Below are 14,615 nucleotides of genomic sequence, written 5' to 3' on the forward strand. Positions count from 1 at the left end.
GGGGAGGGACCTCGCTCAGGCCTGCTTGGCGAGCTGGAGGTCGATGACGAGCTTGATCTTCTCGGAGACGAGGACGCCGCCCTTCTCGAGGTTGGCGTTCCAGGTGAGGCCCCACTGCGTGCGGTCGAGCTCGCCGGAGGCCTCGAAGGCCGCCTTCTCGTTGCCCCACGGGTCGGTCGCGACGCCGCCGAACTCGACGTCGAGCGAGACCGGCTTGGTGACGCCCTTGATCGTGAGGTCGCCGGTGAGGGTGGAGCCGTCGAACGAGGTCGAACGGAAGGTCATGTCGGGGTGGTTCTCGGAGTCGAAGAAGTCGCCGCTGCGCAGGTGGCCGTCGCGGTCGGCGGTGCCGGTGGCGACGGAGGCGGTCTTGATGGTGACCTCGGCGGTGGAGTCCGCGAGGGTCTCGCCGACGACGACGGTGCCGGCGACGTCGGTGAACGAGCCGCGGACCTTGCTCACCATGAGGTGGCGGGCGACGAAGCCGACCTCGGTGTGGGTGGGGTCGATGGTCCAGGTGCCGGTGGAGAGGCCGGTGAGGGTGTCGGTCATGGGTGGTGCTCCTTCGAGAGGGTGGGGCATGCGGTAGTTGACGCTTCAACTATGCACCATCTCCGACTATTCCGCCTCCCGGGTCGTGGGACGATGACCCCGTGGAGACGACCCGGTGGCTGGCGAGCGACGAGCAGCGGTGGTGGCGCGCCTACCTGCGCGGCAACCGCGAGCTCGACGTCGCCCTCGACCGCGACCTCTCCCGCGAGGGTGTGAGCCTCTCGGACTACGAGCTGCTCTCGATGCTCTCGGAGGCCGAGGGCCGCCGGCTGCGGATGTCCGCCCTCGCCGAGCTCATCGTCCAGTCGCGCAGCCGGGTCACACACACCGCGGCCCGCCTCGAGCGCCGCGGCTGGGTGCGCCGCACCCCGGCGCCCGACGACGGCCGCGGGGTCGTCCTCGAGCTGACCGACGACGGCCTCGGCGCCGTCGAGCGGCTCGCCGCCGCGCACGTCGCCAGCGTCCGCCGCCACCTCGTCGACGTCCTCACGCCGTACCAGTTCCGCGCCCTCGGCGAGGCGATGGAGGCCGTCCGCGACGCGTACGCCAGCGACCCGACGACCCCGGCATCCCCCTGCGAGCCCTGCTGACCCGACAATGGGGAGGTGACCGACACCTCCACCGCCCCCGCCGCCGCTGACGAGGCGCCCGCCTCCGCCGCCCTCCTCGCCCGGGCCCGCGCCGTCACCCCCGGTGGCGTCAACAGCCCGGTCCGCGCCTTCCGCTCGGTCGGCGGCACGCCCCGCTTCATGGTCCGCGGCGAGGGACCGCTCCTCACCGACGCCGACGGCCACGAGTACGTCGACCTCGTCGGCAGCTGGGGCCCGATGATCCTCGGCCACGCCCACCCGGCCGTCCTCGACGCCGTGCACACCGCGGCCTCGCGCGGCACGTCCTTCGGCACCCCGAGCGAGAACGAGGTCGCGCTCGCCGAGGAGATCGTGGCCCGCGTCCGGCCCGTCGAGCAGGTCCGCCTCGTGAGCAGCGGCACCGAGGCGACGATGAGCGCCATCCGCCTCGCCCGCGGCTTCACCGGCCGCCCGCTCGTCGTCAAGTTCGCCGGGCACTACCACGGCCACGTCGACTCCCTCCTCGTCGCCGCCGGCTCGGGCGTCGCCACGCTCGCGCTGCCCGACTCCGCCGGCGTGCCCGAGCAGATGGCCGCCGAGACGATCGTGCTGCCGTACAACGACGTCGCCGCCCTCGAGGAGCTCTTCGCCGCCCGCGGTGACCAGATCGCGTGCGTCATCACCGAGGCCGCCGCCGGCAACATGGGCGTCGTCGCGCCGCAGCCCGGGTTCACCGAGGCGCTGCGCCGGGTCACCGCGCAGCACGGCGCGCTGCTGGTCTCGGACGAGGTGATGACCGGCTTCCGCTGCAGCCGCGCCGGCTGGTGGGGCCACGAGGGCCTCGACCTCGCCCCGGACCTGCTGACCTTCGGCAAGGTGATGGGCGGCGGCTTCCCGGCGGCGGCGTTCGGCGGCCGCGCCGACGTCATGGCGCTCCTCGCGCCCGACGGGCCGGTCTACCAGGCGGGCACCCTCAGCGGGAACCCCGTCGCGACCGCCGCCGGCCTCGCCACGCTGCAGCACTGCGACGACGCCGTCTACGCCCGCCTCGACGAGGTGTCCCGCGCCATCAGCACCGCTGCGTCCGAGGCGCTCTCGGCCGCCGGCGTCGCGCACCGCGTCCAGTACGCCTCCTCGATGTTCTCCGTCTTCTTCCGTGACGGAGAGGTGCGCGACTACGACGACGCCCGCGACCAGGACACCGCCGCCTTCGGTCGGTTCTTCCACGCGATGCTCTCGGCCGGCGTCTACCTGCCGCCGAGCGCCTACGAGTGCTGGTTCGTCTCGGCCTCGCACGACGACGCGGCCGTCCAGCGCGTGCTCGACGCCCTGCCCGGCGCGGCCGCCGCGGCGGCGGCCGGCTGACGGCCCGCCGGGTCTGACGGCCCGCCGGGTCTGACGGCCCGCCGGGTCGCCGCGGCGGTGTCGAACCCCGTCCGCGGCACTCAGGTGGGTTTGCGACAATCGCGAGCATGACCCCGACCGCCGGTGGCGCCGTCCCCGCCGAGCCGCAGCGCACGACCGTGCACCTGCTGCGGCACGGCGAGGTCCACAACCCCGGGCAGGTCCTCTACGGGCGGCTGCCCGGGTACCACCTCTCCGAGCTCGGGCGCCACATGGCCGAGCTCGCCGCCGAGCACCTCGCCGACCACGACGTCGTCCACGTCGTCTCCAGCCCCCTCGAGCGGGCGCAGGAGACCGCGGCGCCGGTCGCGGCCGCGCACGACCTCCCCGTCACCCTCGACGAGCGGGTGCTCGAGGCCGGCAACGAGTTCGAGGGACTGCCGGTCGCCGGCGGCCAGGGACTGCTGCGCCACCCGCGCCTGTGGCCGAAGATGCTCAACCCGCTGCGGCCGTCGTGGGGCGAGCCCTACGGCGAGATCGTCGAGCGGATGCGCTCCGCCATCGTCGACGCCCGGGCCGCCGCCCGCGGCCACGAGGCGGTCATCGTCAGCCACCAGGCGCCGATCTGGATGATCCGGCTCGCCACCGAAGGACGCCCCCTCGTGCACAACCCCGCCCGCCGTGAGTGCTCCCTCGCGAGCCTCACCTCCCTGACCTTCCTCGGCGACGAGCTGCTCTCGCTGTCGTACGCCGAGCCCGCCGCCCAGCTGCTGCCCCGCGCCCAGAAGGGGGCCGGCGCATGAGCCGGACGCCGTCCCGCCGGGCCGCGCTCGGCGCCGCGGCGCTGGCCGCCCTCGTGCTGGCCGGCTGCAGCAGCGACCCCAACTCGGTGGCCGCGCAGGCGAAGGCCGGCGACCAGAAGGGGTACATCAGCGGCGACGGCGCCGTCGAGACCATCCCGGTCGCCGACCGGCTGGAGCCGGTGACGATGGACGGGCAGCTGCTCGACGGCACCGCGTGGGACATCACCTCGACCCGCGGGCAGGTGCTCGTCCTCAACGTCTGGGGCTCCTGGTGCGCCCCGTGCGTCGCCGAGGCCCCCGACCTCCAGAAGGCCTGGGAGGAGCAGCAGGCGAAGAAGGCGCCGGTGCAGTTCATGGGCATCGACTTCCGCGAGGAGGCCGAGCGCGGCGCGGCGTTCGTCGAGAAGGCGGGCATCACCTACCCGAGCCTCAGCGACAAGCCGGGCCTGCTCATCCTGCGCCTCCAGGGCAAGGCCCCGACGACGCCGAGCACCCTCGTCCTCGACCGGGAGGGACGCATCGCCGCCCGGGTCAACGGCCCCGTCGACGCCACGACCCTCTCCGGCCTCGTCGACGACGTGGTCGCGGAGAAGTGACCGCCGGCCTCGTCGCCGCCACCGGCGACACCGTGACGAGCGGGGCGCTCCCGCTCGCGGTCGGTGTCGCCGCGCTCGCCGGGCTCGTCTCGTTCGCGAGCCCCTGCGTGCTGCCCCTCGTCCCCGGCTTCCTCGGCTACGTCACGGGGCTGACCGGCGAGTCCGCCGCCGACCGTTCGCGCGGGCGCACCCTTGCGGGCGCGCTGCTGTTCGTCGTCGGGTTCACCGTCGTCTTCGTCCTCGGGTCGATCTTCGTCACCGGCGTCGGCAGCGTCCTCGTCGAGCAGCGCGAGGTGCTGCTGCGGGTCGGCGGCGCGGTCGTCGTCCTCATGGGGCTGGTCTTCGTCGGCCTCGGTAGCCAGCGGGAGGTGCGCATCCACTGGCGCCCGCGGGCCGGCCTGCTCGGGGCGCCCCTGCTCGGTGCGGTGTTCGCGCTGGGATGGGCTCCCTGCACCGGCCCGACCCTGGCCGCCGTCCTCGTGATGGCCACCGCGTCCGGCGACGCCCAGGTCACCCGCGGGGTCACGCTCGCGCTCGCGTACGGACTCGGGCTGGGCCTGCCGTTCCTGCTCGTCGCGGCCGGGCTCGACCGCGCGGGCCGCGCGTCCGCCTGGCTGCGCCGGCACATGCGCACCATCCAGCTCCTCGGCGGCGTCCTGCTCGTCGTCGTCGGGCTGCTCATGCTCACCGGCGTCTGGGAGACGATGAACCGCTGGGTCCAGACCGAGCTCGTCTCCGGCTTCGAGGTGTCCCTGTGAGCACGACCGACGACCGTCCGACGACCGAGACCGCCCCCGCCGGCGACGGCACGCCCCCTCGGACGCCGGTCACCCAGCCGCGGCTCGGCGCCGTCGGCTGGCTGCGCTTCCTCTGGCGACAGCTGACGAGCATGCGCACCGCGCTGTTCCTGCTGCTCCTGCTCTCGGTCGCGGCCATCCCCGGCTCGACCTTCCCGCAGCGCTCCATCGACGCCGCGCGCACGACGCAGTTCATCACCGACCACCCGACGGCGGGGCCCATCCTCGACAAGCTCGGGTTCTTCGCGGTCTACGCGTCGCCGTGGTTCGCCGCGATCTACCTCCTCCTGTTCGTGTCGCTCATCGGGTGCGTCGCGCCCCGCAGCCGCATCCATTGGCACCAGCTGCGCTCGCGGCCGCCGCGGGCCCCGCGTCGCCTCGAGCGCCTCGCCGCGCACACCGAGGAGGTCGTCGACGGCACCCCGGACGAGGTGCGCGAGCGGCTGCGCGGCGTCCTGCGCTCCAAGCGCTACCGGGTGCACGCCCACGACGACACCTCGCTGTCGGCCGAGAAGGGCTATCTCAAGGAGACCGGCAACCTCGTCTTCCACCTCGCGCTCATCGGCGTCCTCGTCGGCGTCGCGTGGGGGCACCTGCTCGGCTGGAAGGGCGACGTCATCGTCCCGGTCGGCGACACCTTCGCCAACAGCCTCTCGTCCTACGACACCTTCAGCCCCGGCCCGTGGGTCGACGTCAACGACCTCTCGCCGTACGCCATCCGCCTGGACCGGCTCGACGTGAAGTTCGAGACCGAGGACACCGGCCGCGGGCAGTTCGGGATGCCGCGCGACTTCCGGGCGTACACGACCTTCACCACGCCCGAGGGTCGCACCGAGGCGCGCGAGATCGCCGTCAACCACCCGCTCGAGACCGGCGGCGGCAGCGTCTTCCTCCTCGGCAACGGCTACGCCCCGAAGGTGACCGTGCGCAACGCCGCCGGCAAGGCCATCTACACCTCGGCGACGCCGTTCCTCCCGCAGGACAACAACTACACGTCGGTCGGCGCCATCAAGGTGCCCGGTGCCCAGCCCGACGAGCTCGGCTTCGCGGGGTTCTTCCTCCCGACCGGCGTCATCGACTCCGAGCAGGGCCCGCACTCGACCTTCCCCGACACGCTCGACCCGCAGCTGGCGCTCACCGCGTTCAGCGGGACGCTCTTCCCGGGCGGTGGTCCGCAGTCGGTCTACACGCTCGACACGGCCGAGATGAAGCCGCTGCCCGGCAAGGACGGCGCCGACCAGCTGCGCATCCTCCTCAAGCCCGGCCAGACCTACGAGCTGCCGGAGGGGCGCGGCTCCATCACCTTCGACGGGGTCGAGCGCTTCGCCGGCCTCTCGATCCGCACCGACCCCGGCAAGACCCTCACCCTCGTCTCGGCGCTGCTCGCGCTCGCCGGGCTCGTCCTCAGCCTCGTCGTCCGGCGCCGCCGGGTCTTCGTCCGGGTTCGCCCCGAGGAGGGCACGGGTCGTACCGTGGTCTCCGTCGGCGGCCTGGCCAAGGACGACGACGAGGGGATGGCCGACGAGGTCGCCGCCGTCCTCACCGCACCCGGAGGAACCCGATGACCGACCTGACGCTCGCGCAGCTGTCGAACCTGTCCGTCTACTCGGCGATGGTCGTCCTGACCCTCGCGATGCTCGCGCACGGCCTGTACCTGGCCCGCGTCGTGCCCGCCCGGGAGGCCGTCGCCGTCGAGGCGCCCGAGCGCGAGCTCGTCGCGGCCGGTGGCGGCTCCGCGCCGGCGGACGACGCGCCCGCCGTCCCCACCGAGAAGGCCGACGAGCCGGCCGGCGCGCGCAAGGCCGCCGGCATCGGGCACTCGCTGACCGTCCTCGGGACGCTGCTGGTCGTCGCCGGCGTCGTGCTGCGCGCTCTCGAGGTGCACCGCTGGCCGCTCGGCAACATGTACGAGTTCGCCATCGTCGGGGCGATGTTCACGCTGCTCGCCTACGTCGCGTGGTCGACCCGCCGCGACCTGCGCTGGCTCGGGGTCTTCGTCACCGGCCCGGTGCTGCTCGTGCTCGGCGCGGCCATCACCGTCTGGTACACCGACGCCTCCGAGCTCATGCCGTCGCTGCGCTCGGTGTGGCTGGCCATCCACGTCACGGTCGCGACGATGTCGGTCGCGGTGTTCACCATCGGCGCCTCGCTCGGCATCCTCTACCTGATCCAGGACCGCGTCGAGGCGCGCGAGGGCGGGGCGACCGGCCGGGCGGCCTTCATGCGGCGGCTGCCCACGGCCCGGGCGCTGGAGCGGCTGACGTACGCGACGCACATCGTCGCCTTCCCGATGTGGACCTTCACCGTCATCGCCGGCGCCATCTGGGCCCGCCAGGCCTGGGGCTCGTACTGGAACTGGGACCCGAAGGAGGTCTGGAGCTTCGTCATCTGGACCGTCTACGCGGCCTACCTGCACGCCCGCGCGACGACCGGCTGGAAGCGTCAGAACGCCGTGTGGATCTCGCTCGCGGGGTTCGTCTGCGTGCTGCTCAACTTCGCCGTGGTCAACGTGTTCTTCGTCGGCCAGCACTCCTACTCGGGTATGTGAGGGACCCCGCTCGATGAACGCCTTCCTGCGCTACACCGTCCTGCGCCTGCTCATCTTCTTCGGCTGCGTCCTCGCGCTGTGGCTCGCGGGGCTGCGCGACGAGGAGCAGCTGCTGCTCCTCGTCGTCCTCGCGGCCCTGGCGTCGATGGCCATCTCGTACGTGGCGCTGCGGCGCTTCCGCCAGGACTACTCGGCGCAGCTGTCCGAGACCATCGAGCGGCGCGCGGCCGCCCGCCGGGAGAAGGGCGGCGACCGGCGCACCGACGAGCAGGCCGAGGACGAGGAGGTCATCGTCCGGCCGTCGACCGCGGCGCGCCCGGCCACTGCCGAGGACGACGACTTCCGCTGACCCGCTCCGCCCGGTCGAGGTGAAACCCGACCCTCCCGTGGTCGCTTTTCACCTCGACCCGCGCGCGCCGGCGGAGAGCATCCGACTGATTGCGAGTTGAGCCGCTCGACACGCCGCCGGGCGGCGCGTCGAGCGGCGGAACTCGCAATCAGTGGGGGGCGCGGACGGGTCGAGGTGTGCCGCCGCTGCCCGGTGGTGCCCGGATACCTCGACCCGCGGCCTCGGTCCCGGGTCGAGGTGAAACCCGACCCTCCGGAGGTCGAGCATCACCTCGAGACAGGGGTTCGTCCACGAGACCCCGGCTCCGAGCTCGTGTCTCGTGGACATTTCGGGGTGACCCCGAAATGTCGAGGCGGGTGGGGCGGGAGGGTCAGGTGAGGGCGCGGCCGAGGGCGACGCCGGCGAGGACGAGGACGGCGTACGCCACCTCGTACAGCCCCGTCGCGGCGAGCACCGGGATGAGCCCGGGCCCGGTCGTGCCGGCGCGCACGACCCGCACCCCGCGCCACCCGACGACGAGCGCGAGCAGGCCGAGCAGCGCCCACGGCTGCCAGAGGGCCATGACGAGCAGGGCCAGCACCGACACCCCGACGAGCCCGACGTAGAACGCGCGCGTCCGGGCGTCACCGAGCCGCACCGCGAGGGTCCGCTTGCCGTGCTCGACGTCGGTGGGGATGTCGCGCAGGTTGTTCGCCACGAGGATGCCCGAGGCGACGGCCCCGACGCCGACGGCGCCCGCGAGGCCGAACCACGAGACCGCGCCGGCCTGGGTGTACTCCGTGCCGAGCGTCGCCATCAGGCCGAAGAACACGAAGACGTAGACCTCGCCGAGGCCGCGGTAGCCGTAGGGGTTGTCGCCGCCGGTGTAGCGCCACGCCGCGAGGACGGCCAGCGCGCCGAGCGGGAGCATCAGCCAGGCCTGCGAGAGCGCGACGAGCGCCAGCCCGACGACCCCGGCCGCTCCGAAGGACAGGAAGGCCGCGACCTTGACGTTGCGCGGGTCGGCGAGCCGCTGGCCGACGAGCCGCACCGGGCCCGAGCGCACCTCGTCGGTGCCGCGGATGCCGTCGGAGTAGTCGTTGGCGTAGTTGACGCCGACCTGCAGCGCGAGGGCGACGAGCAGGGCGAGCAGCGCGAGCCCGGCGTCCGCCTCGCCGACGCGCAGGGCGGCGGCGGTGCCGAGGACGACGGGGGCGACGGCGGCGGGCAGGGTGCGCGGGCGGGCGCCCGCCACCCACTGGGCGAGAGTGGCCATCGGTCGGTCAGAGTCCCTTGAGGAAGTCGGGGTCGTCGTCGGGGCCGCGCGGCGGGCGCCGCGTCGGCCCGGGGGTGCCGCGGCCCGGCCGACCGCCCCCGAGGAGCGGCCCGGCAGGGCGCCCGGCGACGAGCCAGGCGACCGGCCCGACGACCGGGAAGAGGAGGATGAGGAGCATCCAGGCGATCTTGGGCAGGTTCCGGACGGACCCGTCGTCGGTCTGGATGCAGTCGACGAGGGTCCAGATCGTCAGCGCGAGGCTGAGGACGACGGGCAGGAACCGCAGCACCCCGTCATCCTCCCACGGGGAAGAACGCGGCCACGGCGGCCCGGTCCGGCTTGCCCGGCCCGCGCAGGGGGACGGCGCCCGCCGCGGTGACCCGCCGCGGCAGGGCGTGCGCCGGCAGGTGGGGGCGCAGGAGGTCGCGGACCTCGGCGAGCGAGAGCGGCCGCGCGTCGGGGGCCGGGACGACGAGGAGGCTGACCGCCTGACCCCACTCCGGGTCCGGCGTACCGACGACGACGGCCTCGAGGACGCCGGGGACGTGCTCGAGGGCGGCCTCCTCGACGACGCGGGGCGCGACCTTGAGCCCGCCGGTCGTCACGAGGTCGTCGAGCCGGCCGTCCACGTGCAGCCGGCCGTCGTCGTCGAGGTGCCCGGCGTCGTCGGTGCGGTACCAGCGCGAGCCGTCGGGGTCGACCTCGAAGGCGCGGAAGGTGAGGTCCGGCCGCCCGAGGTAGCCGTGCGCGAGCGTGGCGCCGCCGAGCCGGATGCGCCCGTCGTCGTCGAGGCGGACCTCCGCGCCGCGCAGGGCGGTGCCGTCGTAGACGCAGCCGCCGCACGTCTCGCTCATCCCGTAGGTCGTGAGGACGCGGACGCCCGCGGCCTCGGCCCGGCGGCGCAGCACCGGGGGAGTGGCGGCGCCGCCGACGAGGACGCCGTGCAGCGTCGTCAGGGCGTGGGTCGCGGCGGGGTCGGCGAGCAGCCGGACGAGCTGGGTGGGCACGAGCGAGGTGTAGTGGCGGTGGCGGGGGTCCATCCGCCGCACGGCCGCGACGAAGGCGCCGGGGGTGAAGCCGGCGGAGAGGTCGGTGGCGACCGGCTCGGTGTCGGCGTCGAGGCCGCGCAGGAGGACCTGGAGGCCGGCGACGTGGCCGGCGGGCAGGGTGAGCAGCCACTGGCCGGGACCCCCGAGCCGCTCGTGGGTGGCGCGGGCGCTCGCGCCCAGCGCGGAGGCCCCGAGCATCGCGAGCTTCGGTGCGCCGGTGGAGCCGGAGGTGCCGACGACGACGGCGAGGTCGTCGGCCGCGGCCGCCCGCGCGGGCAGCTGCGGCGGCTGCGACCCGGCGACGTAGGGCGCGACCGCGCCGCCGCCGGCGAGGGCCCGGCGCAGCCGGGGGAGGACCGCGACGGCCTCCTCGCCCGCGGGCACGGGCAGCGGCTCGACGTCCATGCGGTCACCGTACCCAGCCGCAGCGCGCCGCCCGGCCGCCGCCCCGGGCTGGTCATCCGCGGCGTCCCGCGGGACCATGGGGCGAGCGCGAGGAGGTGGCCGGATGCTCGGGACCACGACGACGGACCTGGAGCGCCTGCGCGCGCACCGCGCCGAGCTCGGGGAGTCGATGGCCGCCCTCGACGCGGCGCTCGCGCTGCCGGTCGGGCTCGGGCCGGTGTGGCGGCGCCGGGTGCGCGCCGCCCTGACCGAGCTCGCCCACGACCTGCGCGACCACGTCGCGCTGACGGAGGCGCCCGACGGCCTCTACGCCGACCTGCGCACCCGCGCCCCGCGGCTGGCGCACGACGTGGCCCGCCAGCTCGTCGACCACGTCGAGGTCGTCGCCGAGGTCGAGCGGCTCCTCGACGAGCGCGACGACGGGCTCGCCGACGAGGACGCCGTCCGGGTCCACCGCGAGGCGGCGACGCAGCTGCTCGGCCGCCTCGTGCGCCACCGTCAGCGCGGGTCCGACCTCGTCTACGCCGCCTACGACGTCGACCTCGGCGGGTCCGGCTGAGGGAGCGCCGGTTACGGCTGGACGGCGGGCACGAAGTCGAAGGTGTTGCCCAGCAGCCACACGAGCAGCAGCACCACCGGCAGGTGGATCGCGAACTGCAGGAACGTGAACCCGACGAGGTCACGGGCGCGCAGCTTGAGCACGGCGAGCAGCGGCAGCATGAAGAACGGGTTGACGAGGTTGGGCAGCGCCTCCGCCATGTTGTAGATCTGGACGGTCCAGCCGAGGTTCATCTGCACGTCGGTGGCGGCCTGCATCACGTACGGGGCCTCGACGAGCCACTTGCCGCCGCCGGAGGGCACGAGGATGCCGAGCACGGCGGTGTAGACGGCCAGCGCGACGGCGAACCCGCCGCCCCCGCCGAACGAGGTGAAGATCGAGGACAGGTGGTCCGAGAGGGTCTCGCCGCCGCGGCCCTCGGCCTTGGTGAGGACGGCCGCCATCGCCGCGTAGAGCGGGAACTGCACGAGGATGCCGGCCGTCGCGGGCACGGCCTTCTGGACGGCCATGAGGAAGCGCCGCGGCGTGCCGTGCAGGACGAGCCCGAGGACGAGGAAGACGAGCAGGTAGCCGTTGAGGCTGCTGAGCACCGCGACCGCGGACTTCTCGAGCAGCTGCCCGACGAGCCAGCCGAGCGTGATGACCCCGAGCAGGACCGGCAGCACGCGCGAGTACTCGAGCCACTCGCCGGGGCGCTCGCGCTCCGGGGGCGCCTCGGGCAGGTCCTCGGTGTCGATGCCCATGTCCTGCGCCGTGCGCACCGACGCGCCTCGGGGGCACGAGGCCCACGCGATGACGGTGGTCAGGACGATGAGGAGCAGCGCCGAGACCATCGACTGCCAGGTGAAGATGGTCTTCCCGAAGTCGAGGACGCCGGTGATCTCGAGCAGCGGGGCGGGCAGCGAGGCCGGCGTCGCCTGGAGCTGGGCGGCCGACGACGAGAGGCCCAGCGCCCAGACGGCGCCCAGGCCCATGAACGCGGCGGCGCCGAGCGCGCGGTAGTCGACGGTGAGGTCCTCGCGGCGGGCGACGGCCCGGGCGAGCAGGCCGCCGAAGATCAACGACAGGCCCCAGTTGAGCAGCGAGACGCTCATCGACAGGAACGCGACGAACGCCACCGCGCGGCGGGGGTCGTTGGGCAGGTGGGCCAGCGCCTCGATGAGCCGGGCCACCGGGGGAGCGGTCGCCACGACGTAGCCGGTGAGGACGACCATCGCCATCTGGAGCGTGAAGGCCGTCAGGTCCCAGAAGCCGGTGCCGAAGGTCTCGACGACGGCGGCCGGCGTGGACCCGTTGGCCAGCGCGGCGACCGAGACGATGACGACACCGAGCGCGGCGAAGACCCACGCGTCGGGGAACCACTTCTCGGTGAACGCGGCGAAGGTCTGGGCGACGCGGGCGAGCCCGCGCTCGTCGGTCGTGGGAGCGGTCGTCGTCGACATGGTCGTCCTCGCGTCAGGGGTCGGGGTCTCAGAAGTACCAGGGGAAGGGCGACCAGTCGGGGTCGCGCTTCTCGAGGAACTGGTCGCGCCCCTCGACGGCCTCGTCGGTCATGTACGCGAGCCGGGTGGCCTCGCCGGCGAACACCTGCTGGCCCATCAGCCCGTCGTCGAGCAGGTTGAAGGCGAACTTGAGCATCCGCTGCGCCTGCGGCGACTTCGACATCACGTCGCGGGCGAGCCCGAGCGCGGTGGCCTCGAGCTCGGCGTGGTCGGCGACGATGTTGACCGCGCCCATCCGGTGCATGTCCTCGGCGGTGTACTCGCGGCCGAGGAAGAAGATCTCGCGGGCGAACTTCTGCCCCACCATCTTCGCGAGGTAGGCGCTGCCGTAGCCGCCGTCGAACGAGCCCACGTCGGCGTCGGTCTGCTTGAAGCGGGCGTTCTCGCGGGAGGCGACGGTGAGGTCGCAGACGACGTGGAGGCTGTGCCCGCCGCCGGCCGCCCAGCCGCCCACGACGGCCACGACGACCTTCGGCATGGTGCGGATCAGCCGCTGCACCTCGAGGATGTGCAGCCGCCCGCCCTCGGCCTTGACCCGGCGCTCGTCGACGGTGTCGGCGGTCTCGCCCTCGGCGTACTGGTAGCCCGAGCGGCCGCGGATGCGCTGGTCGCCGCCGGTGCAGAACGCCCAGCCGGCCGTGCGCGCCGACTGGCCCTCGCGCGGCGTCGGGCCGTTGCCGGTCAGGAGGACGACGCCGACGTCGGCGGTGCGGCGGGCGTGGTCGAGGACGCGGTACAGCTCGTCGACGGTGTGCGGCCGGAACGCGTTGAGCACCTCGGGCCGGTCGAACGCGACTCGGACACAACCGAGCCCGACCGCGCGGTGGTACGTGACGTCGGTGAGGTCCTCGAAGCCGGGCACGTCCTCCCAGGCCGAGGGGTCGAAGGTCTCGCTGACTCCGGGGATCGCGCTCACGGCGGCAAGGCTAGCCGGGCAGCGCGCAAAGCCCCGACGGGCTGCCTCGTCCGGCAGGGTGGGGACGCATGTCGACGACGACCTCGCCGCCCCAGCAGTCCGAGTCCGGTTCCTCGCCGCGATGGCGCCTCGTCGGGCCGGGCCTCGTGGTCGCCGCCACCGGCGTCGGGGCGGCCGACCTCGTCGCCACCCTCATCGCCGGGCAGAAGTACGGCTACGCCCTCCTGTGGGCCGTCGTCGTCGGCTGCCTCATGAAGATCGTCCTCGTCGAGGGCGCCGGCCGGTGGACGCTCGCGACGGGCTCGACGATCTACGAGGGATGGTCGAGCCTCGGCCGCTGGACGACGTTCTACTTCGGGCCGTACATCGTCGTCTGGGGCTTCGTCTACGGCGCCGCGGCGATGGCCGGCACGGGGCTCCCGCTGCACTCGCTCTTCCCCGCCGTGTCGGTCCCGGTGTGGGGCATCGGGTCCGGCGTGGTCGGCGCCCTGCTCGTCTGGTTCGGCCGGTACGAGCTCTTCGAGAAGCTCTGCGCCGCGCTCGTCGGCCTGATGTTCGTCACCGTCGTCGGCGCTGCGGTGCTGACCGTCCCCAACGTCCCGGACCTGCTCGTCGGGCTGGCGCCGACCGTGCCCGCCGGGTCGGTCGTCAACGTGCTGTCGGTCGCCGGCGGCGTCGGCGGCACCATCACGCTCGCGGCCTACGGCTACTGGATCCGCGAGAAGGGGTGGACGACACCTCGGTTCATGCGCGTCATGCGTCTCGACAACCGTGTCGCCTACATCGTCACCGGGATCTTCGTCGTCGCCACGCTCATCGTCGGGGCCGAGCTGCTCTACTCCGCGAAGATCGCCGTGCAGACCGGCGACCAGGGGCTCCTCGACCTCGCGAACGTCCTCGACGACCGCTACGGCACGTGGGCGAGCAAGGTCTTCCTCGTCGGCTTCTGGGCCGCCGCGATGTCCTCGCTCCTCGGTGTCTGGAACGGCGTCAGCCTGATGTTCGCCGACTTCGTCGGCCACGTCCGCAAGCTGCCCGAGGACGCGCCCGAGCGCGGCATCGGCGGCCGCTGGTACCGCGCGTACATCCTCTGGCTGACCCTGCCGCCGATCGCGCTCATCCTCGTCGGCCGCCCCGTCTGGCTGCTGCTCGCCTACGGCGTCCTCGGGGCGTTCTTCATGCCGTTCCTCGCCGTGACGCTCATCTGGCTGCTCAACACCGACCGGGTCCCGCGCGAGTGGCGCAACAAGTGGTGGTCGAACCTCTGGATGGGGATCACCGCCGTCGCGTTCGTCGCGCTCGCGGCCAACGAGCTCGTGAAGGTCGTCACGGGCGACTGACCGCGGCGCGCGGTCCGTCCTACGGTGGTGC

The 14,615-nt window shown here is 73.8% G+C and carries 16 protein-coding genes; 10 read left to right on the forward strand and 6 right to left on the reverse strand.

Annotated elements, in window-relative coordinates; all coding sequences use genetic code 11:
• Positions 1–15: 15 nt before the first annotated feature.
• Entirely contained in the window at positions 16–552 is a 537-nt protein-coding gene (locus tag J3473_RS07070; protein WP_207022472.1) for a YceI family protein, read from the reverse strand.
• Between the two features lie 101 nt (positions 553–653).
• Here J3473_RS07070 and J3473_RS07075 point away from each other — a divergent pair, with 101 nt between their 5' ends.
• From J3473_RS07075 to J3473_RS07110, 8 genes are all read left to right on the forward strand, one after another.
• Positions 654–1,142 (forward strand): MarR family winged helix-turn-helix transcriptional regulator, encoded by a 489-nt coding sequence (locus J3473_RS07075; protein WP_207022473.1) that lies wholly within the window; start codon positions 654–656, stop codon positions 1,140–1,142.
• A 15-nt stretch (positions 1,143–1,157) separates the two neighbouring features.
• On the forward strand, positions 1,158–2,486 hold the full coding sequence (hemL, locus tag J3473_RS07080; RefSeq protein WP_207022474.1) for a glutamate-1-semialdehyde 2,1-aminomutase: 1,329 nt from the start codon (positions 1,158–1,160) through the stop codon (positions 2,484–2,486).
• Between the two features lie 107 nt (positions 2,487–2,593).
• Entirely contained in the window at positions 2,594–3,268 is a 675-nt protein-coding gene (locus J3473_RS07085) for a histidine phosphatase family protein (protein WP_207022475.1), read from the forward strand.
• The gene (locus J3473_RS07090) at positions 3,265–3,864 is read left to right on the forward strand and encodes a TlpA disulfide reductase family protein (RefSeq protein ID WP_207022476.1); all 600 of its coding nucleotides are present in this window, start codon (positions 3,265–3,267) and stop codon (positions 3,862–3,864) included. Before J3473_RS07085 ends, J3473_RS07090 begins: the two co-directional genes overlap by 4 nt.
• Entirely contained in the window at positions 3,861–4,622 is a 762-nt protein-coding gene (locus tag J3473_RS07095; protein ID WP_030526684.1) for a cytochrome c biogenesis CcdA family protein, read from the forward strand. The genes J3473_RS07090 and J3473_RS07095 overlap by 4 nt, the downstream gene beginning before the upstream one ends.
• On the forward strand, positions 4,619–6,226 hold the full coding sequence (locus J3473_RS07100) for a cytochrome c biogenesis protein ResB (protein WP_242525732.1): 1,608 nt from the start codon (positions 4,619–4,621) through the stop codon (positions 6,224–6,226). The genes J3473_RS07095 and J3473_RS07100 overlap by 4 nt, the downstream gene beginning before the upstream one ends.
• Entirely contained in the window at positions 6,223–7,209 is a 987-nt protein-coding gene (gene ccsB / locus J3473_RS07105) for a c-type cytochrome biogenesis protein CcsB (protein WP_207022477.1), read from the forward strand. Before J3473_RS07100 ends, ccsB begins: the two co-directional genes overlap by 4 nt.
• Before the next feature lie 13 nt (positions 7,210–7,222).
• Positions 7,223–7,558: a DUF4229 domain-containing protein gene (locus J3473_RS07110; protein WP_051750097.1), complete on the forward strand. Its 336-nt coding sequence runs from the start codon at positions 7,223–7,225 to the stop codon at positions 7,556–7,558.
• Between the two features lie 370 nt (positions 7,559–7,928).
• Here J3473_RS07110 and J3473_RS07115 read toward each other — a convergent pair whose 3' ends face one another.
• From J3473_RS07115 to menE, 3 genes are read right to left on the reverse strand one after another with little or no spacing between them, the layout of a single operon-like run.
• Positions 7,929–8,813, reverse strand: a complete 885-nt coding sequence (locus J3473_RS07115) for a 1,4-dihydroxy-2-naphthoate polyprenyltransferase (RefSeq protein WP_207022478.1) — start codon at positions 8,811–8,813, stop codon at positions 7,929–7,931.
• A 7-nt stretch (positions 8,814–8,820) separates the two neighbouring features.
• Positions 8,821–9,102 (reverse strand): PLDc N-terminal domain-containing protein, encoded by a 282-nt coding sequence (locus J3473_RS07120; RefSeq protein WP_207022479.1) that lies wholly within the window; start codon positions 9,100–9,102, stop codon positions 8,821–8,823.
• A gap of 4 nt (positions 9,103–9,106) precedes the next feature.
• Positions 9,107–10,267, reverse strand: a complete 1,161-nt coding sequence (gene menE / locus J3473_RS07125) for an o-succinylbenzoate--CoA ligase (RefSeq protein ID WP_207022480.1) — start codon at positions 10,265–10,267, stop codon at positions 9,107–9,109.
• A gap of 103 nt (positions 10,268–10,370) precedes the next feature.
• Here menE and J3473_RS07130 point away from each other — a divergent pair, with 103 nt between their 5' ends.
• On the forward strand, positions 10,371–10,826 hold the full coding sequence (locus tag J3473_RS07130; RefSeq protein ID WP_207022481.1) for a hypothetical protein: 456 nt from the start codon (positions 10,371–10,373) through the stop codon (positions 10,824–10,826).
• A gap of 11 nt (positions 10,827–10,837) precedes the next feature.
• Here the strand turns inward: J3473_RS07130 and J3473_RS07135 are convergent, their stop codons facing one another.
• Entirely contained in the window at positions 10,838–12,268 is a 1,431-nt protein-coding gene (locus J3473_RS07135; RefSeq protein ID WP_207022482.1) for a short-chain fatty acid transporter, read from the reverse strand.
• Between the two features lie 28 nt (positions 12,269–12,296).
• A complete protein-coding gene (locus J3473_RS07140) occupies positions 12,297–13,244 on the reverse strand; it encodes a 1,4-dihydroxy-2-naphthoyl-CoA synthase (RefSeq protein WP_030526693.1) in 948 nt (315 codons plus the stop codon).
• 68 nt (positions 13,245–13,312) lie between these two features.
• On the opposite strand from J3473_RS07140, the gene J3473_RS07145 reads away from it, so the two are divergent.
• Entirely contained in the window at positions 13,313–14,584 is a 1,272-nt protein-coding gene (locus J3473_RS07145; protein WP_207022483.1) for an Nramp family divalent metal transporter, read from the forward strand.
• Positions 14,585–14,615: the final 31 nt, after the last annotated feature.

The sequence above is a fragment of the Phycicoccus sp. DTK01 genome (assembly GCF_017312765.1).
In the GTDB taxonomy this organism is placed as follows: domain Bacteria; phylum Actinomycetota; class Actinomycetes; order Actinomycetales; family Dermatophilaceae; genus Phycicoccus; species Phycicoccus jejuensis.